We start from the raw sequence: 25,779 nt of genomic DNA, 5'->3' as shown, positions 1-25,779 counted from the left end.
TCTCCTGAAAATTTTAATTATTTTGTAACTAGTGTATATAATCGTTCACCAGTTTTCACTTGGTTCTGTCTCGTTAACTCTATGTTGTATTCTTTTTGGTTTGTCACAAGGATTGGTGTTGTTAACGATTTACCAGCATTTTTAATTTTATCAATATCAAACTCGATCAGTAATTGGCCCTTTTCAACATGAGCACCTTGAGTAACATGAGCAGTGAAAAACTTTCCATCAAGCTGAACTGTATCCATACCAATGTGAATCAAAATATCTGCTCCTGAATCCATTGTAATACCAATCGCATGATTGGTTGAGAATAAAGCTGACACCATGCCTGATACTGGGGCAAACAATTGGCCTTCACTTGGTTCAATGGCAATACCATGTCCTAATGCACCAGATGAAAATGCAGCATCTTGAACTTCAGATAATGGTACAACTTTTCCGTTTAATGGACTGGTAACTTCACTAATGGTAATGTTTTCATTTGTTGTTGAAGTTGTATTTGCTATTTGTTTTTGTTTTTGTTTGTTGATTCCACCGAATAATAATGTTAGAACAAATGCTGCAACAAACCCAACAGCTATCGAGATGATGGTCCCATAGAAGCCTAAATCAATTCCTGCAGGATTGATGTAAGACGGAATACCAAAGATACCAAGGCCGCCAGCGATGTAACACTTGATACTTAAAGAACCAGCAAGTGCTCCGCCTACTGCTGCACCAATACAGCTAATAATAAATGGTTTTTTTAAAGGAAGTGTAACCCCGTAAATCGCTGGCTCTGTAACACCAAAGATACCGGAAATAAAGGCTGGAATACTTAATGATTTTAACTTTTTGTTTTTCGTTCTGATCATGATCGCTAATACCGCTCCAATTTGGGCAAATGATGCAGCAAATATAGGGGCAAAGATGGTCGCATCATAACCTAAAGTTGCAATATTGTTAAAACCAATCGGCACTAATCCCCAATGAAGACCGAAGATGACAAATACTTGCCAAAAACCGCCTAAAATAAAACCTGCAACAACAGGACTTATGTCATAGATGGCTAATGTTCCTTGCCCCAGTAAACTTCCTGCCCATGTGGCGATAGGACCGATTATCATAAATGTAAGTGGCACAACAATGACTAATGTTAATAATGGTACAACAAACGTTTTCACTACATTTGGAATAATGGTCTTGAGCCATTTCTCCACTTTAGCTGCAAAGTAGGAAGAGATGATAATCGGAATAACAGATGAAGAATATGTCATTAAAATCACTGGAATACCTAAAAAAGTCACATAGATTGGTGATTCAAACATTGTTCCTGCAAAAACAGTATAAAGAGGTTTACCAGCTGTTAATGTTGAAAGTGTTGGGTAAACTAATGCTGCCCCGATAGCCATCCCAATAAATGGGGTGCCGCCAAATTTCTTAATGGCTGTATATCCTAAGAAGATGGGTAGAAAGTAAAACAGTGAATCACCAGTAGCATTTAAAATTTGATATGTACCTGATGTATTTTCTAACCAGCCAAGTGCTACAAATAACGCATTAAAACCTTTGATCATCCCTGTCGCTGCCAATATACCAAGTACTGGTGTAAAAATGCTTGAAATCATATCAATAAATCGATTAAAAAGCGATCCTTTTGAATTCTCTTCTTCCACAGAACCTATATCTTGGAATCCTCCTACTGCAACCACTGCTTTGTAGACATCTGGGACATGATTTCCAATCACGACTTGATATTGACCACCGCTTTTCATTACGGTCACAACACCATCCATGTTCTTTAATACTTCTGTATTGGCTTTACTTTCATTCTTTAACTTAAATCGGAGACGGGTAATACAGTGAACGACATTGGAAACGTTTTCATTTCCACCGACATTTGCAATAATATCTTTGGCTAACTGTTCATATTTCACTTTTGACCCTTCCTTCTTGAATTTTTTGCAAATAAAAAACCTGAGCCAACTAGAATCATTCACGGCTAAAAAAGCGTGATCTAGTCAGTCCAGGTTATGCCCACTTAAGGTAACATTCCTACAAGGAATTTATGAAGTTCTATTTGCTCATAATTTACCATGGGTATTTAGTTTGTGTCAACGCTTTCTTTTAAAAAAAATGAAAATAAAGTCCTTAGTCAAACAAACGATCATGATATGACTAAATTCGAAGCACATAGGAGCTGTCTAAAAAAAGTCCTTTATCAATATGAATCAGGGAGACTTGCAAGACCCCGCAGGAGCAAGGAACGAGCTCCGAGGAGGCTCTTAGATCGCCAATTTTTATTCATCCACACCTACTTTCAGAACACCCCCTACGGTGAAAAATCTATTGTTTGTTAAAATTACAAAGTTATCATCTAGTTTTCTTCTAAGATAAACTCGCACAGGTGCAATAAACACAGACGGACTTTATAATGTAGAAGTGTGTCACAAGAGAAAAATTCACATTATTTTGGGGGAATATGATGTTTCAACTTAGTCTATTTATAAAATGCAAAAATGCTAATCAGTCATTGAAAATATTAGAAGATTTAATGAAGAACATCGACACCTACATAATATCCTATGATGTAATTTCAAATGATCCTTATTGGAAAGGTGATGGTTGGTTTAAGATTGTATGTTCTATAGAAACATCAATCACTTTAGATATAAAGAAAGCAGATGATATACTTGGATTGATATCAAATCAATGGTTTTGGGATACAGGGAGGGTTTCTGCTACTTCTGATGTAAATAATATTGACACAGTTTTTTTCAATGATACAATACAATTTTTCAATTGTTGGTTCGAAGACCTAGATTAGTAGGCAATCAAAGGAAAAAACGATATTCGATAATCAGCATCATACCAAGAAGGCTCTTTTTTGTTCAAATCCCCGAACATCCTTCTAACAGGAATGCTTCTTTAAGGGTATTTGTAATATGTATTAGGAAATCTTTTAATTGGTAGGCGATGACATATTTTACTTCTTCATCAGCTCCAAAATTAATGACTTGTCCAACTTTACCTTCTTTATCAGGATCAAGATCGATACCAATATGGTTTCCGCTACCGTCACTGCTAATCGGAATCCAACTTAAAATCGATGTATCAGCTCCGCCAATGGCAACGATTCTATTTTTATGAGTCATCACGCCTAGCCCGTGTTCTTCTTCCCATGTACAAGCAAGTTCATAGCCGACATATGCCATACCATCGTTGCTAACATCATGAATGTGAATATTGCACAATTCAATCAAATCAAATAATTGGCCAGAACTATTTATATCAGGCAAATATTTCGCTCTTTCTTCTTCATTTAAATCCCAACCATAGTCATCCTGAATCTCGGGATACAGATCAAATAATTTCTTAAGGATTAACTTTTTCATTTCATTCTGATGATCGATCAGCCGATTATATGCCATTTTATGCACGGTGTTTATCGTTTCAGTATTGATAGTTAATCTAAATCTATCTGAAGAAAGCTTGTTCCAAGCTTCGATTTTGACTGTTCCTTCGTATCCGTATGAACCTAAACTCACATTTGGAATGATACTTTTCATCATGACACCTCTCTTTTATTCATATCTCTCCATATAACTTCTTGTCTTCTGTTAAATAGTACCCGAAGACCCTCCTTTTAAAGATAATTTCAAAAAATCAGACAATTATTAAAAATTTATTGAACCGTTTATTTTTTTCCGGTATAATACATTTATGTTTAATTACAAAATATAGTTTAAGAGGAATTTATTTGTTAAAAAGGACTAAAATTGAAGGATTACATTTTCAAAAAACTTTTTTTTCTCAATCAGATGATAATAAGTACTATCATGTTATCTCTAGTTTGGGGCCCGGCATTTCTGATATGGTAACACATAGTGATAAGTTTTATTATAATCATTACGGAATTCATATAGCTCAAGTTGACAGATTGACATTTTTCGGTGACCCGAATAAAAAAATTACAGGGTATTTTGTAGATTGTAGAAATGGTTCTCCAACTCTACATAAACAAGTTGTACTTGAATTTAATCCTGATCCTAAAAGAATGTTATACATTGATCGAGGAATAGCACATACTTTTGATGGTCTAGAAAATATCTTGACAAGAGATGAACCCATTTGGTACCTCTCGGCAGATAATGATCATTACAATATAGCCAATGATGTAGTCAATGTTGAAAGAACCATACAATTGAACAAGTTTCCCGTTGTAGAAGTAAATAAATACCCTATTCCAAGAGAAGCTTATGAATTTACGTTAAGAGTCCAGCAATATAAAATAAAGGATTTACAGGAATTTCCTAACAGATTCCAAATATTCTTAGATGGAAAGAAAAGATATGTAACATTAACACCTAAGAATAGAAATGAGGATTGACATGACTATTAAAAAAATTGAAGAAACCAGTATTAAAGGTTTATATTGGAACAGAAATTTTTATGTGGGAACAGGCGTCGAAAGCTATACATTGGTAGCAAATGAGGGGCCAATTGTAACAGATTTTCTTTTTTTTGAAGATGATAGCTATTATGAAGATTTTTCTCTTCAAATAGGACAAGTTGATAGATATACATTTATTGGCCAACAAAATAGTTTAATAAAAGCTGAGTTTGTAGATTGTAGAATGAACTCCCCAACTTTACATCATAGAGTTGTTATGGAATTTAATCCTGATCCACGTAAACATTTGTTTATTGAAAGAGGAATTGCAAAAAAATTTACAGGTTTTTCAAACACAACAATACGCTCTGAACCAATTCTTTATGCAACCACAGAAAACAACGGTTATAACCTGGGAAATGATAGAGTTATTATTCCATCTGATTCAAACCAGTTTCCTATTGTTTCTATAAATAAACTTCCACTTCCTAAAGAAGCGTTACAATTTTTATTAAAAAAAGAACAAGAAGTAATAGAAAAAAATAAAAAACATGCATACTCATTTGATATTTTTTTAAATGGGAAAATGAAAAGGATAAATGTTACGCCTAAAAATAATTGAAAGGAGGTGATATTATGTCAGTAGCAATGGAAGAAATCTTTACTTCATTAGATGAGCTAGAGGCACTAGTTAATAAAACTAATGATCCTATGGAAAAAGAAGGTCTGAAAGCATTTATTAAATGTATTTCTCCTCAACTTATGAATGAGGCATCTTTTTCTCTATTAGGTAAAATTGCCCAAACTGTAGGAAGTCCATTAGAAACAATTAAAGTATCTACATCCAAAGAACTTATAGCAGCTATCGGATCAGAATACGTGGTTACAGTTGAATAGCAAAATGAAAGAGGCTGGTTCAAAAGTAATTTAATAATAAATTCGAACTTTAATTTAAAATCTTACTATTAGAATTAAGTTCGGGTTTTTCCTATTTAAGTCTTTCCATAGGGAATAATTGTTCGTTTTATAGTTGAGTAAGGTAGTTATCTCCCAGCCTCTTTAATTCACATGGGGGTTAATAAATGAAATTTAATAAATCTTTTTTATTTGTAGTAAGTAACCAATTTATATATAAGGTTAGTGAAAACATATACGATTTAGCTTTACCGTTAATAATTTTATTTTACACTAAGTCCCCTATTTTTATGAGTATTTCTTATGCATTAGGATTTTTAGCTGAATTTTTAGTGGGATACTTTGGTGGGTCATTTGTTGATTCATTTAATAGAAAAAAAATTTTAACTGTTATTGCCTTTTCGCAAGCCATATTAATATCTGCAATACCTATATTACATAGTACTGAATTACTTTCAGTATATTTATTACTTATAATTGCTTTTTTAATCGATTTTTTATTAGCTCTTTATGGTATTGCAGAAATATCTATAATACCTGAAATTGTTAACAAAAATGACTTAGCAAAAGCTAATTCTTACATGCAGATGTCGCTATCAATTGCAATTTCTGTTGGTCCTTCTTTGGCAGGATTAACATTAACGGTTATAGGTATTTTCGGAAGTCTTTGGATAACTTTCTTTGGATTCATCTTATTAGTCTGTTCATTAGCACTTATTAATTATAAAAATCAAATTAAACCTATAAAGGCAAATCCAAAGGCTATTTTTAAAAGAAGTTTTGAAGGGTTAAAATATACATGGTTAAATACACTATACAGAAATGTGTTAATATGGAATGTTTTTATTAATTTAGGGATAACGGGTTCTGTTTTGATGGTAATTTTCAGATTAAAAGAAGAATTATCTTTACCATCATATCAAATTGGGATAGTTTATACATTAAGCGCTTTAGGAGGTATATTTAGTGGATGGATCTTACCTCTAATAAATAAAAAAATGAAGTCTGGACCAACTTTGTTATCATCTTCGTTGTTAACAGCAATATCTTTATTTGGGTTATTTGCCACAACAAATTGGGTTATAGTTGGTATTTTTTATGCTTTATTGATGGGAAGTGTAGCTCTAAATTCTCGTTTAATTAATATTTTATATCAAACTCAAGTACCTATAGACTATCTAGGGCGGGTAATTAGTGCAAGTCGTCTAATCTCAACAATTTTAGCTCCTATAAGTGTTCTACTAGCTGGTTATTTGTCAAAAGAATTCGGTTCTTCAACTGTATTTTTAATTGGTTCTATTATTGTTTTCTTAACAAATATATTTGCCTTCACTTCTTCACTTAGAAAAGCAAATTGGGGAGTGCAAAATGAAATATTGCATAAATCATCTATATAATTTTTACTAGAAAGTGTTAGTCGAGTAGACCTAGGGGTTTCACTTAACCCTTTCACAAAAACTTACTGGAAATTCCTCTTCATTCAGTCATTATTCCATATTTTATATCTTTGATAATAATTTATAACTATCCATTTATAAACTCCCTCTATAATTTCTGCAAATAAAGCAATGTCTTCTTTATACTGATGATAAAATTCTCCTTCTAGCGGTTCATAGTAAGTGGACCTATGTCAAGATATTGGACACTTAAAATATTAAATTATTGTCAAGGCTACCGCGCTTCGCTTGCTGTCCTCTTAATAGAAGGAACGGCATTCTCCCATTCCTTCTATTAAGAGGTAACTAAACTTCTACTCTATCAGTTGCATTCACTTTTGCGCATACTTTTTCTCATAAGCTATCGGTGATAAATAACCAATAGATGAATGAATACGTTTGTAGTTGTAAAAAGTCATGATATAGGCAAATATGCTTCTTTTTGCTTCTGCTCGTGTTTGATACTTCTGATGGAATATGAGCTCCTTCTTGATCACACTGTGAAAAGATTCAATACATGCATTATCGTAACCGTTACCTTTTCTGCTCATACTTGTCGTAACCTTATAGTCTCGTAGAACTGCTTGATAGTCATACGCTGCGTATTGACTACCTCGATCGGAATGGTGAATAAGCCCTTTCTGTGGTGGCTGCTGGTTTATCGCCCGTTTCAAAGCTGTAATGGTCAATTCCTTCGTCATACGTCTACTCATTTCCCAACCGATGATTCTCCTTGAAAATAAGTCCATGATCGTAGCTAAATACAACCAACCTTCTCTTGGACTCCATATAAACACGCTTCACTTCGGCTGTTAGCTTTTCTCTACGCTTTTTCTGCTCACTCTTATCTCGATTCCTCCAGTCATAATAACCACTTTTCCAAACACCTAATACTTCGCACATCTTCGCTACACGGAACTCGTGTCGGTGTTTTTCGATGAAGTCATAAATTACTTCTGGTTTTTTGCGAAGATGCCCATAGCCTTTTTTAAAATGGAAACTTCCTCTTCCAAGTCACGAATACGTTTATCTTTTTCATAATTAGCTTGATCCTTGGGATTAAGATTCCCACTTCCTACAAAGGCATCCTCCTGCTCTTCCTTATACTTATCCACCCACTTATGCAAGGTTTGATGAACTAAATCTAGCTCTCGTGCAACTTCAGCTACCTTTCTTCCATCTTCCACAACCATCTTAACAGCAAAGATTTTAAAGTCTTTATCGTATCTTTTTCCGTTCACTTTGGACACTCCTAGAAATTATTAGTTTCAGTATAAAAATCTCTATTCTCTGTGTCCAATTATTAGACTAACATCATAAGGAAATCAAAGGAAACAACGATATTCGATAATCAGCATAATTGAACTAACAATTATATTATTTTTGCAACTCCATGTATATCTTTATTTGCTTTGATTGGAAGAGTGCATGTAATATACGGATATTTTTTCATTTAAGATTCTCCTATTTATTTTTATAAACCTTTAGTCGTTTCTATTTACATATGCTCTCGTTTTTGTTTGCCTTAGGATGGGATTGTGCATCCATGATTTAAGTGTATTGAACAATATAGAAGTGCTCCTCAAGTAAACGTTTGTTCGTATTCATTGAAATGATGCTCTTCTCAAATCTGATCCAGGTATGTCTATCAAGCTAAGATTCACATCGTCAAAAGACGTTTTTATCCAACTCACTTCTTTATGCTTTTCCTAATTTACAGTAGAGAAATAATTATAATATTGAAGATAAAAAGATCAAATTCCACTTTCTTTGAACAAGGAATTAGGTTTTTGTTCTTTCACAATCGCGCCCCATTGGAGCATAAAGGCTAAAAAATTGTCATCAGGACAACCTCTTTTTCATAAAGTATATTATAACTTTATATAAGTTTACTTTACTTTTATAAATATTTAATTTACACTTATTTTAAAGAGGTGATGATGATGAAGGGAGATTTTGGTGATTCGATATCAAATAAGGTTTATGAATATCGCGTGCTTGCCAGAATGTCTCAGCAAGAGCTGGCTGACAAAGTCGGTGTTTCTAAACAAACAATTTTCGTAATGGAAAAAGGAAATTATGTTCCTTCGTTACTATTAGCTTTTCGTATTGCAAATTTCTTCAAAGTTGATGTTAACGATATATTTACTTATTTAGAAGGTGGTGATATGAATGAACTATAAGCCTATAGGAGAAATAGCATCAGAAATATCAGACACAATCTTTTATCCCTTAAAAACTTGGGCGGAAGAATCACAAGGTAATTGGAATATGCTTCTTGGTATCGGTTTTGTATTGTTTATAGGCGGAGGGATTTTGACATGGGTATTTCGAAAAAAAATGGGTAAGGCTGACGAAAGAACAAATGAAATATCTTTAAAAAGTTCCCTCTTTATGTTAAGTGGAATAGTTGTGTGCGACATGATTTTCCCCAAAGAATATATGTGGCAAATTTTCTTCCTATATAAATATTCTTTTGCATTCATCGCTTCAGGAATCTATCTAGCCATTCGATATAAAAAAGATTTTTTAAACTGAAGTTGAGGGCTGAACAAAAAAAGAGCTCCTTGGTATCATACGAAGTGTCCAAAGCTTTGAAGCAAAAATGGACCCTTAATTTAAGGAACCAAGGAGGATTCATCTTTGAAAGTCGAAAACATGGCTTTCAAAAATGCAGAAAGACTTCGAAAAGAAAATGACAAGTTCTTGGTGTAGTGCCGACTGGCCATTACTGGTTTAGTCTTGCATATTTTTTAGTAAAAAAGGCTGCGATTTTGTCGTGGTAAATCCAATGCATGTAAAGAAAAGTAAAGAACTAGATGTCAATTCCCCCACCAAGAATGATACGAAGGATGAGCGATACTCCGTATCAAACCTCTTAGATGGCGTTTATGCCGAGGCATCAAATTACAACTGATGACCACAGAAGGTCGTAATCAAAACCATTAAACGATATCCAGTAATATTGGTGTGTCAACGATAAATATGAAATCATGAGAATGCGTGAGTATTTGGAAGAAAAACAAACTTTATTGAGGGAGGATTGATTGGGAAATGCATGTTAATTCAATTACCAAGAAATATAGTCACTCTGTCGTTTTAAAAGGGGTATCTTTTGATTTTAAACAAGGTGAAATCATTGGTTTAATTGGAAGTAACGGTGCTGGAAAAAGTACACTTATGAAGATCATTGCTCAAACAATTCAGACATTCGATGGATCTGTTGAAGACAATCATCATGTCGGATACTTAATTGAGGAACCCAAACTATATAGTAATAAGACCGGATTAGCGCATCTGTTCTATTTCTCGAAAATATATGGATATAAATTCAATCTTGGTGAATACGAAGAACTTCTAAAGGGTCTGCAATTATTTGATGTATTGAATAAAAAGGTGAAAGAATATTCTTTAGGAATGCGGCAGAAATTGGGGATTGTCATAAGTTTATTGAATAAGCCAAGTTACGTTGTATTGGATGAACCAACAAACAGTATGGATATAGAAACATCCCTCGAAGTATTACAGCAATTAAGAAAGATGGCTAATGAGTGGAATGTCGGTGTCTTGATTTCAAGCCATAAGCTAGAAGATATTGAAACAATCTGTGATCGAGTTTTGTTTTTAGAAAAAGGCACTATTTCCGAAGAACAACAATTTCACAAGACAAGTCAATATATTCTAAAATTGGTTTTTGATACTCCTGCTGACTTAGCAACATTCATCGAGAATCAAAAGTTCGGAAGTATTATTCACTCAAGCGAAAGAACCATTCAAATTGAAACGACGGCAGAAAATACTGAGATATTCCAGTTTTTAAATCAGTTGGGACTAAGGTTAATTGATTTTACTGCTGAGAAGAAAACGCTTCGCAATGTCTATATGAACAAATTAAGGGGTGAAGACCATGATACTAAATATTAAAAATTATGTTAATTACAATATAATAGAACTATTGAAAAAAGGCCATTTGGCTGTTGGATTGTTAGGAGCTTTCGGACCAGCATTACTCGTAAGTTACTTTATCTTAACAGCAAATACGCCTACGCCGTTTAACATTAAACATGTCTCCAATTTTTATTGTATGTTAGGGATGTTGGCGGCGGTATTACACCCACTTTATTTTGTCAATAGGGATTACTCTTCTAAGACAATCACATTGATTAACAACTCAAAACAAAACAGAAAAAACTATGTGTTGGCCAATGTCGTAATTGCACTACTTGTGAGTTTACTTTATTTAGCATTGGGAATAGGTTTACTTCTAGTTACAAAACAACTTGGAGTGCCTGGAGAATTGAAAGCTTCCTTCTTTTTAGGTTTCTCTGGTAATGTCTTTCTTCTAGTGCTGACTTATTTCTTGTTCGGATATATTTTATTATTATATGGTGTTCGAAGCGGTGCTGTTTATGGCATTTTGACAGCAATGTTGCTTTTTTTTCCAAATATTTTGCATAATGTTTTAGGAAATACTCAAAACGAATTTATTTCAGGCTTAATCGAAAATTTCCCTGGTTACTACTATCCAGTTATGGTTGGCTCAAACCCGCTTTCGCTTCTACAGTACATCATTGGTTGTTTTACCTTACTTGTACTTTTTGTACTTGGTCTTAAAAAAAGCAAAAAAATTGAAATATAAGATTGTTTGTAAAGTTTTAAAAGAGTACGAACTGACGCTTGGATCGGTTACACTTTGTTAGACAGAAATTTTAAGGTCAAGTAGAATTAACTATACCATATCTGTTAAGAGGTGGATCTACATGACTAAAAAAAAGGCGTCTGACTTTTACCGAAGAATTTAAGCAACAGATCGTGCAACTATCATAAAATGGAAAGCCTCGTAAAGATATCATTCGAGAATATGATTTAACCCCTTCTTCCCTTGATAAGCGGGGTGAATCAAAGCAAAACCTCTGGTTCCTTCAAAGAAAAGGAGAATCTCAGCCCCGAACAGAAAGAGTCTAGGGATCTTAGAAAGCGTACTAAGCAATTAGAGATGGAGAATGATATTTTAAAGCAAGCTGCGCTGATACGAGGACGAAAGTAAATGTGATCAAGAACAACCAGCACAAATACTCGATATCAGCAATTTGCAGGGTCCTACAACTCCCTAGAAGTACGTATTATTACGAAGCAAAGAACGAAAGAATGAAGATGATGTTACCTCTGACATCGTTGAAATCTTTCATCAAAGCCGGCAAAATTACTGTGCAAGAAAGATCAAACATGAGCTAAAAAAGCATGGGAAAATCGTTTCTCGTCGTCGCATCGGCAGAATAATTGAATGAACAAGGTCTTATTTCAGCTTATACTGTGGCTCAGTTCAAGCCACATAAAGAAAAACCAAATGACAGTACACAAGCAAATGAGTTGAATCGTGAATTTACACAAGAAAAAGAGTTGACCGTCATGGTCAGTGATCTAACGTATGTAAGGGTGCAGAAAAAATGGCATTACATATGTGCATTTGTTGATCTCTATAATCGAGAAATGATTAGATTTAGTACAGGTGAGAATAAAGATGCGTTACTCGTTTATCGGGCCCTATCGTCCATAAAGGGGAACTTGCATCATATTCAACTATTCCATACTGACAGAGGAAAAGAGTTTAAAAACCAGGTCATTGATGAAGCGCTAAAAACGTTTAACATCAAGCGATCACTAAGTATGAAAGGCTGTCCGTATGATAATAAAGTTGTTTGAACTGGGGGATCCTAAACACGGCATTCTTACATAGCAGAAATCCACAAAATATGGATTTCTGTTTTTTTCTCCATTTCTTCGTGAATTTTTCCTGTTTTTTTCTCCTGTTGTCATCTTAAATATTTTTTCCCCTATTTTTTGTGGAGAACACTTAGTTTTCTCTTATTTTTTCCCCATTTCTTCGTGCTATTTACCATTCTATATATACATTGCTATAATGTTTCTTGATTAATGTCGATTTTAGACTCATTTTAGACTCAAGGAGGTGCTCTCATGCCAAAGGAATTTACTAAGATAGGTAAAATAGTTATAATACTTGTTCTAAATCTACATTTTTACTAATCTTAATTTTAACCATTTGTAAATCGTATATTTTTACTCTTCACTATAATCATAGACATCATCATTTACTAATCCTTTAATGAAGCTTTCAAAATTATTAGCTAACCATGTCATTTCATAGTCGTTTTCTTGGTCAATGTGTACCACACAAGGCTCACCATTAGGACCACATTCTCTATAATCCAAAAAAATCATATCATGTCCTGCTGAAGGGCAATCTGATATAGCTACTCCGATATTTGGATAGTCCCACTCCTCAATCCAAAATTCACTCCCAAATTCCCCACCTAATGAGCAACTTCTCTCATAGCCAATACCAAATATACCTGATATAGCTATATGGTCTTCTGCCCAAGATGTTGGTGCGGTGGTAGGAAAACAAGTATTTATAGGAATTCCCCCATTATGTCTTTTCATTAACCAGATATAAGATTTTGGCAACCTATATCCTAAATCACTTTCAATTTTAATTATCATTTCATTTGAAGGATGATCAGAAACGTAATTCTTTTTTGCATACTCACTGTCATCCCAAAAATTATCAAAATTAAAACCAGAAAAATAAGTCATAGAGTTAAGTTCCTTTCAAAATCACTTTGATTTTTTTTATAAAATGAGCTACACTACCAATTTTTATATTAAACAAATTGTGCCGTTAGTACAACAAGCACGGTCATTAGAAGATCCATCTTACTCAATATTTAATGACATTAATGCCCTTTTGAAATACAACCAAAGAGAGGAAGTTATCTTCTAGAGAAATCACAAAATCAGGATCTATTTTCCTCAATTTAGCCTACCATTAGACTTGAAACCCAAAAGTAAAAAGGAATACCGAAAATAAGATTAAAGGGCAGTGTTAGACCTAAAGAAGAACCAACATACACTCCAGAGTTTGCTTCAAGTATAGAATGTTCGATAGCTGCTGGTGCTGCAATGTAGGACGAACTCGCAGTTAATACACCCAAAATAAAAGTTCCCCCAAGCGATAATCCAATAAAATCACCAACAAGAATACCAATAATCCCACCAATGATAGGAAGAATGAATACATAAGCAAAGGAATACCATTGTATGCCTTTCAAATCTCTAATTCGTTGTGTCGCTACCATTCCCATATGAAGTAAAAAAATACTGAGAACACCATAGAACAAATCACCGAAAAGCGGCTTAATCATAAGTAGTCCATCCTCATGAGCTATCAAACCAATGAAGATCCCCCCAATTAAAAGGAAAATGCTTTTTCCAAAAAAGGCTTCCTTTACAACTTCAGTCAAACCTGATGTTAAATATCCTTCTTTTTTTTGTGTGAAAATTTTATACAGTATAATTGCAGTGATGATGGCTGGCCCTTCCATAATAACAAGAATAGCTGGCATATAGTCCTCATATTGGACTTCCATTTTATCTAAAAAAGATAATCCTGCAACAAATGTTACTGCACTCACTGAACCATAATGAGCAGCCAAAGCTAGCGAGTTCGGAGTATCAAATTTGAACACCTTTTTTATAAGAAGATAAGAAATGGTTAACATGAGAAAACTTAAAAACAAAGCACTTAAAATCACCACAAACATATCTCCTATTGAAGCGTGTTTAAGTTTGGTTCCACCTTTAATACCAATGGTAAATAAAATAATCATCGTGTAACCCGTATAAAAAGCCTCTGGAACTTTAAGGTCCGAATTCACCAATGTTGCGATTATACCAAGGATAAAGAACAAAATTAACGGAGACAAAAGGTTTATGTATACTATTTCTAAAACTAGCCCCATTTAGTTTTCTCCTTTTAAGAAAAAGTATATTTATTTCATTATGATATCCATAGGTCATTCTGTTATTCGGGTTATTTGTTTGTGAAAAAAGAGCAGTATGTATTTTTTATGCATTACTCTCCACTAATGTTCCACTAGAATGAATAAATCCAGCAAAAAGAGGAGTGTTTGAACATATTAAAGTGACAAAGCTATGAATTCAAAATATATGCCCAAAAAGGATTTAAAATATTCGAAACAGCTAGACAGCTTGACCTCCGACAAGTGCTGAATATCTTAGAGTGATAGCGGGAAAAGGAAGAAAATTTTCTTGATTGTTAGCATATTATTTTTCTTTATTTTCGGGGAGATACTATTTTTCAGAAGGAAAATACATAACAGCTATTAAATCCTACAGAGAAGCAGAAAAAAAGTTAGCGAAAGGTTCAGATAAAAATGAAAAGGCTAAATTTTATTACAAATCGGCTGAAGTCTTTTATTATTATGAAACAAAATCATCTATCCATGGGGAGTGTAAACTAAACTGTGTAAGTGAGAAAAGCGTACGGTTTCTTACTCACACAGTTTTTTTATTTGCTAGAATGATACGTCTAAAGCTAAAGGAGTATTTTCGATGGGGAAATTGAAAAGAGATCCTGCCTCCGTAGAATGAGCTAACAAGATGATTGAACAGTATCAACCTAAGTCTGTAGAGGAGGATATGCAACATGCATTAAAGGACATATTTGGTCCGATGTTTGAGTATATGTTAAAAGGTGAGCTGAATCACCATTTGGGCTATGAATCAAATGACAAAGGAGAAAAAGAAACAAGCAATAGAAGAAACGGGTATGGGAAAAAGTTGGTCAAAACGACTGCTGGAGAAGTTGAGATTGCTGTACCCCGTGATCGTGATGGTTCATTTGAACCGGACTAATTCCAATTGCAGAAATGCGACCGGACTTGTCGGGAACCTTTCTAATTGTCTTGATGGTTTTTGTTTTTCCGTTCATGGGACACTCGTTAAAAAATAGGTCAGGAACATAGCACCAGGTTACAACTGCATGTTATCGACCATTTTAGAGGGGAGCCAGATGCCTCAGAGAGTTAGTCAGCGTTTTTGGCTGACTTACGACTGAGAGCAGACCCTTTGGGTGACCCCAACAATGATTTTAAACCATGAAAACAACTCCAAACCTATTCTATTTCAACAAAAAAAGGGCAGATCTCATTGATCTACCCCTATGCTGACTTTTAGTTATCTTTAATTAAGTACGATTTCGTGTTGCAACGTGCATGTCACTATAATCTGTTTGAAAAAATTCGCCTATCCCTATCGTCAAAATTCCCAAAATACACACAGCTGAAATAAAACTTTTAAATTTCATACTGAAACTCACCCCTTCGAATTTGATTTTGAGCCTCCATCATCTGCTTTAAAAAAAACACAGAGTCATCAGGACGCTTATTCTTAGTATAAAATTCTGAAGCCACAAAAGCTAGTTCTTCTAAATAAGGATAACCCTGACCATTTCTAAGTGGTTCTAGAGATTCCAACACTTCTGACCTATCTCCTTGCTTGATAAACAATACCTCTAAAAAATTTAACAAAATTAATGATAAACCATCATCAAACTTCTGAGCACTATCTATAGCCTGTTTAATCCATTTCTTTGCTGCGTTTTTTTTATCATCAATAAAATTTATTAAAGCCAAACCATAGTAAGCAAATGTAATATCGTTTGATCCTGTTTTTTCTGCTGCTTTAATAGCCTCAAGAAAATAAGGGGTAGCCTGAAAGCTTCCAATGCATTGATAACTGTGTGCCATATTGATCAGTGATTTTGTGATCATAGGCCAGTTGTCAATTTCTTGAGAAAGAGCCAAAGCTTTATGTAAATGAGGCAAAGCCTTATCATGGATATGTAAATCATCATAATTTCCTGCAATCACAAAATGACATTGAATACAACGAACTTTGTAGGTAGCCTGCTCTTTATAAATTTCATATGCCAGAGATATGTAATACATGGACATATGTGTTTGCTTCATATGATAAAATACTTCACCCATCTTGAAATAAAATTCTGCTTTTTCAATTTTATCTGAAATTTTTGATAATCTTTTTTCTGCCAGTCTATAAGATCGAATCGCTGTTAAGTATTTTCCTTCTGAAAAATAATACATTCCCGAAAAGAAAGAAAAATAATACTCTAATAATCCAGAAAATTTTCTTCCCTGTCCTTCTATCTCTCTAAGATAATCCGCAAGGGACATTTTTTTTTCTTTTGGAAACAGATAGTCCAACATTAATTGATGCCTGAATCCCATTAACTGATAATACAACAGCGTGTCCTGATCTTCTTCCATGTTATCTATTTCTTGACAAACTTCCTCTTTAAGCCGTTCTGCTTCTATAACGTCTAATTTTTGAATCTTGTTATACCACTCATTAATTTTCATTCCCACAATAGAAGATGGTATGACTTTCAAGACCCCTCATTCCTTTCTTTTTAAGAACAACCTTTTTATGTTAAATAATAGCACAAATATTCCAAAAACAAAGCGAAAAAATTTTTTTAGGAGAAGTTTGCGTGACACCGAATTGTAAACAAGAGGACAACTGTATTCTCAAAAAAGTTTGAACCATTTTATTAGTTTTATGTTAAAATTATTCATGTTACCTAAATATTGTATTATCGAGTAGGGAGTGGACTTTGGTTTATGGGAAAATTAAATAGCGCATTAACTGTTTGGAATAAGAATTTCACATTTCTTTTTTTCTCTAGACTCATCAAGGTTTCGGCTGACAGCTTTGCATTTTACTCGATTCTGTGGTTTTTGATTTTTAGTGGAAAAGGAGCACTTGGCACTGCTTTATTAATTGCTGTCACCTTTCTTCCAGAAGCATTGATAGCACCGGTGACAGGTCCTTTAATGAAAAGAAGCACTTTAAAGTTTTGGATGTACTTTTCTGACTTAACAAGGGCATTAATTGTACTCTCAATACCAATTAGTTATTTTAACGGGTTTTCACCAATGTGGTTTATTATCGGACTTATGATTATTCATTCAGCAACAGGTGCGACATATAACCCTGCGTCAATTACTCTGATTCCGCAAATTGTCCACGATGACTTCATGCAAAAAGCAAATGCGATCATACAGTCTTCCTCTGAAATTGTAAAGCTTGGAATTGTTACACTGTGTGGAGGCCTTCTTACTTTAATTGGTCCAGCACCAATCATGATCATTTCCTTCACACTCTATATCATTTCTGGAATTTTGGTTCTTTGTATTAAGTATCAAGCTGATCAGCCATCTACTGAGCATGACAATGCCAATCAAAGAGGCACATACATAGCAAAATTAAAAAGAGGGTTTTCTTTAGTGAGACATCATAGAATTTTATTTCCTTTGGCCATCTATTGTATTTTTATGAATTTAGCAGCAGCCCCATGGGAAGCATTATCCGCAATTTATGTTTCAGAAGACTTAAATGGTACACCGTTTACCCATTCGCTCCTGAGGGCTACAACAGCTATTGGTGCATTTACACTTGGATTTATCCTGGCTAAAGTGAAGATCAACAGATATGGACTTCTTTTTATAACAGCCGGAATGATTGAAGGTGCATCTTACGTTATCACTGGTCTATTTACAATGTTACCGCTTGTATTCCTGGCTGCCTTTGCATTTGGGGCAGCAGTAAGCGCAATTAATGTTCCTGAACATACGATTATCCAATTGTCTGTAGATGGAGATGATCAGCCACAAGTGTTTGCTGTCATCAATATGATTGGAAATCTTGCACTTCCATTAGGTTCAGTGATCTGCGGATATGCAGCAGAAGCAATAGGATCAGGAAAGGTGATTGCAATTGGTGGTTTAATTCAACTTATTGCTGGTGTTGGAATCTTGCTGTTCACACAACTTGCTAAAGCTCAAGAGTCCGATCTTATTAAAGAAAAAAACGCAAGTGCCAATCTATAACACCTAAAAGCCCAACAGGGCTTTTATTATTTGGACTTTTAGATTATGTAGCTGTTACAATTTTGTTTGTTCTAAAAAAATTGAAAGGACTAAAAATGATGAGAGAATCAATTTTAAAAGAAATCAAAAAAGAACTAGAACAGACCATTAAAGACTTGAGTCTTAAAAACTTGTCAAATACAAAAGCATATGTGATACAGTATTTTGAGCTATTGGTGAAATAAATTGTTTTACCAGAGTTGATAAAGGAAAACAAGCAAAAAATAAACAGTGAAGGAGAAGAAGTAAAGAGAAAAAAATACATAGACTACTATATTAATCCTCCCCAAAAAGAAGGAGCAACAACTTTAGAAAATTGTGGACAAAATACCGAAAAAGGTTTACTCGACAATCCTAAAAATTATGAAGTTAGGGAGTGCCAGTTAAGGGGAGGAGCTATTGCTTCGATAAGGAACAGAAGCATTTGTACCTGAAAAAGTCGTGAGGGATAAGAATATCTACCTTGGAGATATTGTTCAAATAACAAATGATGATCGCTATGGAGAAAAAAAGGCCTTTAAAATAGGTAGGAAAATATATTAAAGCAAAAATAGGAGCTGGAAGCATCAAGTTGTTTCACGATGGGCAGTTGATTGCAGAACATATCCGTAATTGGGGGCTTCACCAATGGGAAATGAATATTTATCATTATCTGAATACCTTCCAAAGAAAAAAGGGCGCCATCGCTCAAAGCCAATGCTTTAAGCAGGCACCATCACACATAAAAAACTTATACATGAATCATTATATAGGAAAAGAGAAAGAATTCATAGAGTTACTCCATTACGTCAAAGAAACAAATCAGTTAGATCGTGTGTTAGAAGCAGTCAAACAGCTGACGGATATTCGATTAGATTATCTGTAAGCAGGAGAAGGAGAAATCTCTTACGCCGAACAATCAAGCACACGATGAAGTAGACTCGGAAAACGAGCAAACTCCCCAATTTTTATTCATCCACACGACTTTCAGGACAGCCCAGGTCCAAGGCATAACGCTTAGCTGCAATACCTGCCCCATTGAAATAGTTTTGTGGTGTTCATGGTTATCCAGCATAAAAAAGACCCTTTCCACAAAAGTGAAAAGAGCCTTTGAAACGTATATAAATTAACGTTTAGAGAACTGTGGTGCACGACGAGCGCCTTTAAGACCGTATTTTTTACGTTCTTCTATGTTTAATGGATATTACCAAATCCTACATAATCCCGCATTAATTTTCTCTATATTTATTCCTTTATAAAATTTGAGAAAATCAGAGGCAATATAAGAAAAATGGTCAAAATGTGGTCAAGAAGATCTAAAATGACCTTCATAATTAATTGATAACATAGGAAGCCTATCTTCGTAGATGCTCCCCAATACCCATTGAATTTAATCCTCTTAATATTGCTACAACCAGTATAGCGGTGACCATCACCCCGCCATAATTTTTATCATTTTCGTTCATTACTACATGATATTTAATGCTTTTTTAGCCAGGGCATCAACTACATTGATATATTCATTGTTTGAATAACCTTTATCCAATTCAAATGTGATATTAATCTTTTCTTTTTTCTTATCAATAAACTCTTTATATTGTTTTGCCACAAAGGAGACTGTTTTCCACTCTCCATTAGCCCATTTTGTAATCCCTTCATAATCATGAATAATATAAATATTTTTAAATTTTAATTCTATCGCTTTGTCAATCGCAACCACTGTGCCTAATAATTTACCAGCGACAGTGTGCGAAGCGAGAGCTTCTTCCTCATTATCACTACCGAAACCTTTAATCTGTTTACCATCAGGTAAGATCAGTAATAAACCATAGGAATACTTTTTTGGCTGTTTTTTATAGCTTCCGCCTATATAGGTAACAACTGTGTTTTCTTTTTCAACTTTTGCAGTTGGTTTTGGTTGTGTTTTCTCTTTTTCATCACATTCATCAAGAAAAATTTGGGCTTCTTCCATGCTTGCAAAACTCTTAAATTCAGGCTTACTATAACAACTCACAGCTTTCATACATTCATCCCAAGTAGTAAAAACCCCAGTTTCATGTCCTCTTCTCACTACATAAAATCTCTTAGCCATGATACTTCCCCTTCATAGTAATATCTTATCTAATATATCATCAAAATGGAGAACAGGGTTATTTTCTAGAACTTTCAGGTGTTTTTCAACAGGCTTCTATTTTTCCTCAAATCCAATTTTTATTAATTCAAATTATGTAAGTTTCACGAAGAATTGTATACTTCCCATCAACATTTTCCTAAAGTCAATAAAAAAAGCACTCTCAGCAATTTGGAGTGATGTGGTAAAATATTCTTTGTATATAAAGTTCGGCTCCCTCAAGGGTGGTCTGGCTCACTCCCTATGAAAGGGGGTGAAGCTAATGATGTCAACATTTCAGAGTATATCTTTGATGTTATTGTTCGGGATGTTTATCCTAGCATTGTTGACATACATTAGAAAGAAGTAGACCTCCCTTGAGCCGACAAACCTTTAGGGAGGTCATGTGTTTTATTGATCCTGGAGTCAGACTCTTGTAGGGTCTGCTTTGTATACGCTGACTCGACTGTTACCAGCAGTCGGGTCTTTTTTATTTTATGCAATTTCTTTAGAAGATAATCCTAATTATGTCTTTATGATAATGCAAAAAACGTTTTTTTGCAATGAGATAGCCCGCCAAAATCAACTTTACAAGTAAGTGATCCCCTGCTCCTAAGAAACTCTCCAAACAACTTTTTTCTGAACCGCAGGAAAAACAGCGAGGATATTTTCAATTGTAAACGTCTTTGGTTGTCGGCTCTTAAAACAATACGCTCGAATAAAACCTTCATTGATTTGATGAACAATGATTGACCTTTTTGAAATTCGACCGTCTCTTCTCATATAAATCATATCTAAAACTGTCTTTTCTTTTAATGAACGTTTTAACATCGTATCCATGTGTTTCTCCTCCTTTATTATTTCATTTTACCAGAACGTGTGTTCCTGATACAATCATAATACGAATGTTTGTTCGTTTTGTGTTTTGTGATTTTCTTCAACCCCTATTATTCAAGGTGATCATCAGAAAAAATAGGACTATTTTAATAACTATGAAAGCAGTTACCTATAAAAAACAGTTCTAAACGACCATTTCACTCCCTTCTCTTCTTTTTTATGATTAAAGGTATGGTAAAAAATTCAGTGGTTAAATCTGTATAATCCCTTATGTTGAGGTGAAACAAATGAATTACGGAACTATTGTGAGTGGTATTAACAGCATGACGAAGCAAGGTATACATCATGCAGAACACCAAATTCAAAAATTAAAAGCAACAAAGAAAAAAATTGAGGGAGAACATGAAAAAGGAATCTCCCATATTAGAAAAATTTTAAAACCCCATCTAGACAAGCACTGGATCGGAGACTCTGCCACTGACTTTGACAAGGACCGCGATCAAGCGCATACATCCATGCACGATATTGTAAATGAAGGGTACTTAGATTATATCTCCAAAATTGAGGAAGAAATTAGATCTTTGAAGGCTGAAAAAGCTTTCCTTGAAGGAGTAGGAGTATTAGCCAAGGCTGCAGATGATCTACTGAATCAAGGGGAAAAAAAGCAGGATGAACTGTCCAAGACCATAAACTCAATTCATAAATTATTAGGGGAACGATCTAAATGACAATTAAGTTTGTACAAGATACTTTCATAAAAGAACTCAAAACTGTCGAACAGGCCCTAGAAGCTTTGCAACTGGCAGAGCATCCGGGTTCTTGTGGCAAAAATGATTTATCCTTTACAGCTAGTTTCAAAAGCCGAGAACAAAAGACTTATAACATGCTTGATGAATACAAAAAAAACGTTCATAAAAATATCAAAGATGTAAAAAACAACTGCAACTTACTGAAAGAAAAGGATCTTGAACTTGCTAGAAAAGCCATTGGGAGGATCATAGATGAGTTCAAATAAAAAACCCAAAAAAGACAGCTCAAATAAAGTATATGAAGCAAACTCTTTAATTGATGCTGCAGACAAACGAAAAAAGCAATATGAAAGTTTTGAAGAACAGCTTCAAACCCTAAAAGATGCTTTTCTTCGAATGACAAAATTAGACGATTTTCAAGGGAAAGCCGCAACAAACATGAAAAATTTCTTTAGTGGACAAGCTGAAATTGTGGACAGCTGGTTACTACTTGCAAAAGAAAGAATTGTTTTCTTTGAATTACTCTCTTATGCGGTTAAAAATAAAAAGTTGGAAGACTTATACGTAGAATTATCTTTTTTAAGTCAGGATCTCGACACTGCCGATAAAACAGCTGATCAAGTTGTTGCTTCACTCAAATCAGAAATGGACGGCATTATCGACAGCATCAAAGATATTATACATTTGGATAAGTGGACCGAAAAAAACTATCATGAGAGAATGTCCAAGGCACAAAAAACACGGACAGACACGATCGATGCTGTCAACGAACTTGATCATTCTCTAACGGCTGATTACCAACAGTCAGAAACTATGGAAGATGTTGTGCAAGATAAATATAAAGGATTGATAGACGCCACAAGCAATGGAAAAAGCTCTGAACCGATGAATTTTAGTTTGAAGAAGTTTCATGCAAGTAAAGTTTATCAAACATCAAAAGCGCTCGAACTATTTAAATGGGCAAAAATCAAATATAAAGAACACCAATTAGCAGTAGAGAAAGAAAAAGAGAGAATCGAAAAACTACAGATAAAACTCAAAAGTGTTTCAGATGATGATGAATTTCTTGAAATTGCGACAGAGATTGGGGAAGAGAACCTCACACCTCAACAACAGAAACGCATTACATTCATTAAGAAAAAGCAGAGAATGGAGAAACTAAAGGAAGAACTTAAGGAAGAACTTAAGGAATATCAACCAACAGACCTAAAGTTTCTAGTGGTGACCGAAAGGTATTATGATATGGTCGAAGACATTGGTTATGAAAACCTTACTCTGGAGCAAAAAATTTATTATAAGCTGATTAAAACGGATGTTGAACTTAGGAGAGGGTGTTATGCAGCAGTCGAAGGCATGAGAGAAACGGTTATAAACGGAGTTAAGGACACTTGGGAATCAGCAACACATCCTGTACAGACTTTGGAGAGCATCGCTAACTTCGTAGCTCATCCTATAGATTCTACTAAATATGTATTAAACGCAATTGCAGAATCTTTTCAACGCGACGTAATCAATGGCGATGCCGAAAGCCGAGGTAAATGGATAGGTAGTGCTTTGGCTATGGTTGGAACGTCGCTTGCAGGCGATAAAGGTGTCAGTAAAGTAAAAACTGCAGCACAGGCGGGCAAACTAGGTAAAGCAGGAAAGATTGGAGCCGAAGTTGCAGAAGCACCCAAGAAATTCGCTAAAAAAGGGATAGATGCATCTAAAAAGCTTGGAAAAAAAGGATTGGCTGCGTCTAGAAAGTCCGGTAAAATAGCATTAGAAAAAGTGATTAAAGTACCGGTGAAAGTTTTGAAGAAAGCTTTGAAGAAAGTTTTGACAAATCCTTTAGTCGAAAAACTTAGATTAGGAGCTTTAGGGCGTCTCCCAATAAATGCTCTTAATTTAAAAAAACTTGGACATGATTTTATTCAATTTATCAAGAAGAAGTTTTCTCGTAATAAAGGGACTCTAAAGTTAGATTTACAATTCTTTGCAGCAGAGGAAAAAGGCGTTGGAAATGGTTCTGTTAAGCGTCCTAATGGATCTTCACAACCAAAGTCAAACGAGCCGTTTCTTAAGGTTAAGAGGAAAAAAGAAGCAACCAAAAGCACTGGAAAAGTGACCGAAAAACACGAAGGCAAAAATGTTCAAAAAGGCAAGCATGGTGACGGTGATCCCAAAACTCCGCATAAACCAAAATCAAAACCACATGAGTCAGTTCACAAGGTTGATAAGCCTCACGAGTCTGATAAAGATGCTGGAACCGTTTCTGGCAAGCATCCTCATGAGTCTTCTAAGCCGAAGAAGCATGAGCTAGGGGAAGATGTTGGTAAAGGTGCCAAGGGTGCGGGTAAAAACATTACGAAAGGTGTAAGATATGGCGAAAGGAAAATTTCCGATGAGACATATCGTAGATTAAGAAGAGCATCACCATCTTCTAAAATACAAAAAGAAGTAAACAAAAATATTGATGACATTATTGGATCTGAGGATTTTGCCTTACCTGGATTAATAATTGATAAAAAACTGCATGCAGACCATATTGTTTCTCTAGAGAGAATTGCTCGTATGGAAGGTTTTGAGACACTAACTTACAATCAACAGAAGGAAATTGCCAATTTTGTAGAGAATTTTATAGGCCTTAGTGAAACAGCTAATAAATCTAAGGGGCCAAAATCATATGTGGATTGGGACATCTACAAAATTGGAAATATTCCGGTAAATCCTGTATTTAGAAAAAAAATGATAGTAAAAGAAAAAGAACTAGAAATTAAGATCCAAAAGATGATAGATGAATTTAATAGGATAAATAAAAAGGAGTGATTTCGGATGGATAAATTATCTTTTTTAAAACAATATAGAAAAAGTATAGAGTTTGTATCTAACAGAGACTTACTCAATATTGAAAAGGAAAAAATGCCCGAAAAATGGATTGAGATATTTAAAGAAACAGATAAAACAAGAAAGAAAAATAAATTAATAACTTTATGGAATAGTGTGTGTGAAAAAGAATTAAGTAATACTATATCATACTTGAAAGAGAATTTATTAGAATTTGAACTAATTATAGATAACGGACAATATGCAGTACTATACAGCGTAAAGAGTGAAAACAACGAAATTCTTTATTATGAAGGTGGTATACCGACTGATTCTATTTATACTTCAGAAATGCAACAAGTTTGGTCAAATGTTCCAGAATCTATTAAGGAGTTCTATGAAAAGTTACACAATGGTTTTTATTATTTGCCAAGCAGAGCTATGGGACTTGTACCAATAGAACGCATTACTCATTTTGAGGATCATGAATGGGGAATACTTGAAGAGTTAGAAGAACCTTTAGGAATTAATATGGCTTCAACATATGGTTTTTTTGAAAATGGCATGGGAGGATATGTTGCTATAGATTTAAATAACTGTATAGATGATGTAGCGACATTGTGGTTTACCAATGATGAACCTGAATATAATTTGAATTTCTGGGATATTGTAGATGAATGGATTGTAATAGGGCTTCAAGACAATTAAAAAATACATGTAGAATTTAGAAACAGCAATATTT

The 25,779-nt window shown here is 34.4% G+C and carries 24 protein-coding genes and 7 pseudogenes; 21 read left to right on the top strand and 10 right to left on the bottom strand.

Annotated features, from left to right (window positions below; all coding sequences use genetic code 11):
- Positions 1–17: 17 nt before the first annotated feature.
- On the bottom strand, positions 18–1,919 hold the full coding sequence (locus HOO54_RS03080; protein ID WP_172292532.1) for a beta-glucoside-specific PTS transporter subunit IIABC: 1,902 nt from the start codon (positions 1,917–1,919) through the stop codon (positions 18–20).
- Positions 1,920–2,467: 548 nt separating this feature from the next.
- On the opposite strand from HOO54_RS03080, the gene HOO54_RS03075 reads away from it, so the two are divergent.
- A complete protein-coding gene (locus HOO54_RS03075; RefSeq protein WP_172292530.1) occupies positions 2,468–2,809 on the top strand; it encodes a hypothetical protein in 342 nt (113 codons plus the stop codon).
- Between the two features lie 97 nt (positions 2,810–2,906).
- Here the strand turns inward: HOO54_RS03075 and HOO54_RS24025 are convergent.
- Both HOO54_RS24025 and HOO54_RS25075 read right to left on the bottom strand, forming a co-directional pair.
- Positions 2,907–3,080, bottom strand: a pseudogene (locus HOO54_RS24025) (SMI1/KNR4 family protein); the annotation flags it as partial.
- A gap of 24 nt (positions 3,081–3,104) precedes the next feature.
- Positions 3,105–3,551, bottom strand: a pseudogene (locus HOO54_RS25075) (DUF6985 domain-containing protein); the annotation flags it as partial.
- Positions 3,552–3,742: 191 nt separating this feature from the next.
- On the opposite strand from HOO54_RS25075, the gene HOO54_RS03065 reads away from it, so the two are divergent.
- The 4 genes from HOO54_RS03065 to HOO54_RS03050 all read left to right on the top strand — a co-directional run bounded on the left by HOO54_RS03065 (position 3,743) and on the right by HOO54_RS03050 (position 6,687).
- Positions 3,743–4,372: a dTDP-4-dehydrorhamnose 3,5-epimerase family protein gene (locus HOO54_RS03065; RefSeq protein ID WP_216664705.1), complete on the top strand. Its 630-nt coding sequence runs from the start codon at positions 3,743–3,745 to the stop codon at positions 4,370–4,372.
- Position 4,373: 1 nt separating this feature from the next.
- Positions 4,374–4,997, top strand: a complete 624-nt coding sequence (locus tag HOO54_RS03060) for a dTDP-4-dehydrorhamnose 3,5-epimerase family protein (protein WP_216664704.1) — start codon at positions 4,374–4,376, stop codon at positions 4,995–4,997.
- 14 nt (positions 4,998–5,011) lie between these two features.
- The gene (locus HOO54_RS03055; protein WP_172292528.1) at positions 5,012–5,272 is read left to right on the top strand and encodes a histidine kinase; all 261 of its coding nucleotides are present in this window, start codon (positions 5,012–5,014) and stop codon (positions 5,270–5,272) included.
- A 185-nt stretch (positions 5,273–5,457) separates the two neighbouring features.
- Entirely contained in the window at positions 5,458–6,687 is a 1,230-nt protein-coding gene (locus tag HOO54_RS03050) for an MFS transporter (RefSeq protein WP_172292526.1), read from the top strand.
- A 371-nt stretch (positions 6,688–7,058) separates the two neighbouring features.
- Here HOO54_RS03050 and HOO54_RS03045 read toward each other — a convergent pair.
- Positions 7,059–7,976, bottom strand: a pseudogene (locus tag HOO54_RS03045) (IS3 family transposase).
- Between the two features lie 693 nt (positions 7,977–8,669).
- Between HOO54_RS03045 and HOO54_RS03040 the strand changes: the two are divergent.
- From HOO54_RS03040 to HOO54_RS24020, 6 genes and pseudogenes are all read left to right on the top strand, one after another.
- Positions 8,670–8,909 carry a helix-turn-helix transcriptional regulator gene (locus HOO54_RS03040; RefSeq protein WP_172299284.1) on the top strand — a complete coding sequence of 80 codons (240 nt, stop codon included), beginning with the start codon at positions 8,670–8,672 and terminating at the stop codon, positions 8,907–8,909.
- Positions 8,899–9,264 carry a DUF2178 domain-containing protein gene (locus HOO54_RS03035; protein WP_172292524.1) on the top strand — a complete coding sequence of 122 codons (366 nt, stop codon included), beginning with the start codon at positions 8,899–8,901 and terminating at the stop codon, positions 9,262–9,264. The genes HOO54_RS03040 and HOO54_RS03035 overlap by 11 nt, the downstream gene beginning before the upstream one ends.
- Positions 9,265–9,428: 164 nt before the next feature.
- Positions 9,429–9,625 (top strand): annotated as a pseudogene (locus HOO54_RS03030) (IS110 family transposase); the annotation flags it as partial.
- A 155-nt stretch (positions 9,626–9,780) separates the two neighbouring features.
- On the top strand, positions 9,781–10,650 hold the full coding sequence (locus tag HOO54_RS03025; RefSeq protein ID WP_172292522.1) for an ABC transporter ATP-binding protein: 870 nt from the start codon (positions 9,781–9,783) through the stop codon (positions 10,648–10,650).
- Positions 10,634–11,365, top strand: coding sequence for an ABC transporter permease (locus HOO54_RS03020; protein ID WP_172292520.1), 732 nt, complete (start codon positions 10,634–10,636; stop codon positions 11,363–11,365). Before HOO54_RS03025 ends, HOO54_RS03020 begins: the two co-directional genes overlap by 17 nt.
- A 140-nt stretch (positions 11,366–11,505) precedes the next feature.
- Positions 11,506–12,423: pseudogene (locus HOO54_RS24020) on the top strand (IS3 family transposase); the annotation flags it as partial.
- Positions 12,424–12,804: 381 nt separating this feature from the next.
- Here HOO54_RS24020 and HOO54_RS03005 read toward each other — a convergent pair.
- Positions 12,805–13,341 carry an SMI1/KNR4 family protein gene (locus HOO54_RS03005; RefSeq protein WP_172292516.1) on the bottom strand — a complete coding sequence of 179 codons (537 nt, stop codon included), beginning with the start codon at positions 13,339–13,341 and terminating at the stop codon, positions 12,805–12,807.
- Between the two features lie 221 nt (positions 13,342–13,562).
- On the bottom strand, positions 13,563–14,546 hold the full coding sequence (locus HOO54_RS03000) for a sodium-dependent bicarbonate transport family permease (protein WP_172292514.1): 984 nt from the start codon (positions 14,544–14,546) through the stop codon (positions 13,563–13,565).
- Between the two features lie 661 nt (positions 14,547–15,207).
- On the opposite strand from HOO54_RS03000, the pseudogene HOO54_RS02995 reads away from it, so the two are divergent.
- Positions 15,208–15,456: pseudogene (locus tag HOO54_RS02995) on the top strand (transposase); the annotation flags it as partial.
- A gap of 446 nt (positions 15,457–15,902) precedes the next feature.
- Here the strand turns inward: HOO54_RS02995 and HOO54_RS02990 are convergent.
- Positions 15,903–17,018 (bottom strand): RapH N-terminal domain-containing protein, encoded by a 1,116-nt coding sequence (locus HOO54_RS02990; RefSeq protein ID WP_172292512.1) that lies wholly within the window; start codon positions 17,016–17,018, stop codon positions 15,903–15,905.
- Between the two features lie 231 nt (positions 17,019–17,249).
- Between HOO54_RS02990 and HOO54_RS02985 the strand changes: the two genes are divergently transcribed.
- The 4 genes and pseudogenes from HOO54_RS02985 to HOO54_RS02975 all read left to right on the top strand — a co-directional run.
- On the top strand, positions 17,250–18,518 hold the full coding sequence (locus HOO54_RS02985) for an MFS transporter (protein ID WP_172292510.1): 1,269 nt from the start codon (positions 17,250–17,252) through the stop codon (positions 18,516–18,518).
- Between the two features lie 98 nt (positions 18,519–18,616).
- Positions 18,617–18,742 carry a hypothetical protein gene (locus HOO54_RS24655; RefSeq protein ID WP_301539268.1) on the top strand — a complete coding sequence of 42 codons (126 nt, stop codon included), beginning with the start codon at positions 18,617–18,619 and terminating at the stop codon, positions 18,740–18,742.
- A gap of 15 nt (positions 18,743–18,757) precedes the next feature.
- Entirely contained in the window at positions 18,758–18,991 is a 234-nt protein-coding gene (locus HOO54_RS02980; protein WP_172292508.1) for a hypothetical protein, read from the top strand.
- Positions 18,992–19,083: 92 nt separating this feature from the next.
- A pseudogene (locus HOO54_RS02975) lies at positions 19,084–19,395 on the top strand (IS21 family transposase); the annotation flags it as partial.
- A 267-nt stretch (positions 19,396–19,662) separates the two neighbouring features.
- Here the strand turns inward: HOO54_RS02975 and rpsI are convergent.
- A complete protein-coding gene (gene rpsI, locus HOO54_RS25070) occupies positions 19,663–19,728 on the bottom strand; it encodes a 30S ribosomal protein S9 (RefSeq protein WP_172299280.1) in 66 nt (21 codons plus the stop codon).
- A gap of 276 nt (positions 19,729–20,004) precedes the next feature.
- Complete coding sequence (locus tag HOO54_RS02965) at positions 20,005–20,628, bottom strand: ribonuclease H1 domain-containing protein (protein WP_172292504.1); 624 nt, start codon at positions 20,626–20,628, stop codon at positions 20,005–20,007.
- A gap of 301 nt (positions 20,629–20,929) precedes the next feature.
- On the opposite strand from HOO54_RS02965, the gene HOO54_RS25065 reads away from it, so the two are divergent.
- Positions 20,930–21,016 (top strand): putative holin-like toxin, encoded by an 87-nt coding sequence (locus HOO54_RS25065; RefSeq protein WP_375335818.1) that lies wholly within the window; start codon positions 20,930–20,932, stop codon positions 21,014–21,016.
- Between the two features lie 242 nt (positions 21,017–21,258).
- Here HOO54_RS25065 and HOO54_RS02960 read toward each other — a convergent pair whose 3' ends face one another.
- Positions 21,259–21,486, bottom strand: coding sequence for a hypothetical protein (locus HOO54_RS02960; protein ID WP_172292502.1), 228 nt, complete (start codon positions 21,484–21,486; stop codon positions 21,259–21,261).
- Between the two features lie 284 nt (positions 21,487–21,770).
- Here HOO54_RS02960 and HOO54_RS02955 point away from each other — a divergent pair, with 284 nt between their 5' ends.
- From HOO54_RS02955 to HOO54_RS02940, 4 genes are read left to right on the top strand one after another with little or no spacing between them, the layout of a single operon-like run.
- On the top strand, positions 21,771–22,211 hold the full coding sequence (locus HOO54_RS02955; RefSeq protein WP_172292500.1) for a DUF5082 family protein: 441 nt from the start codon (positions 21,771–21,773) through the stop codon (positions 22,209–22,211).
- Positions 22,208–22,498 (top strand): DUF5344 family protein, encoded by a 291-nt coding sequence (locus tag HOO54_RS02950; RefSeq protein ID WP_172292498.1) that lies wholly within the window; start codon positions 22,208–22,210, stop codon positions 22,496–22,498. The genes HOO54_RS02955 and HOO54_RS02950 overlap by 4 nt, the downstream gene beginning before the upstream one ends.
- Positions 22,485–25,040 (top strand): LXG domain-containing protein, encoded by a 2,556-nt coding sequence (locus HOO54_RS02945; protein ID WP_172292495.1) that lies wholly within the window; start codon positions 22,485–22,487, stop codon positions 25,038–25,040. The genes HOO54_RS02950 and HOO54_RS02945 overlap by 14 nt, the downstream gene beginning before the upstream one ends.
- A gap of 6 nt (positions 25,041–25,046) precedes the next feature.
- Complete coding sequence (locus HOO54_RS02940; protein ID WP_172292493.1) at positions 25,047–25,745, top strand: SMI1/KNR4 family protein; 699 nt, start codon at positions 25,047–25,049, stop codon at positions 25,743–25,745.
- Positions 25,746–25,779 lie beyond the last annotated feature (34 nt).

Source organism: Bacillus sp. WMMC1349, from assembly GCF_013155385.1.
Taxonomy (GTDB): domain Bacteria; phylum Bacillota; class Bacilli; order Bacillales; family Bacillaceae; genus Bacillus.
This window is presented reverse-complemented; position numbering and strand designations above follow the sequence as displayed.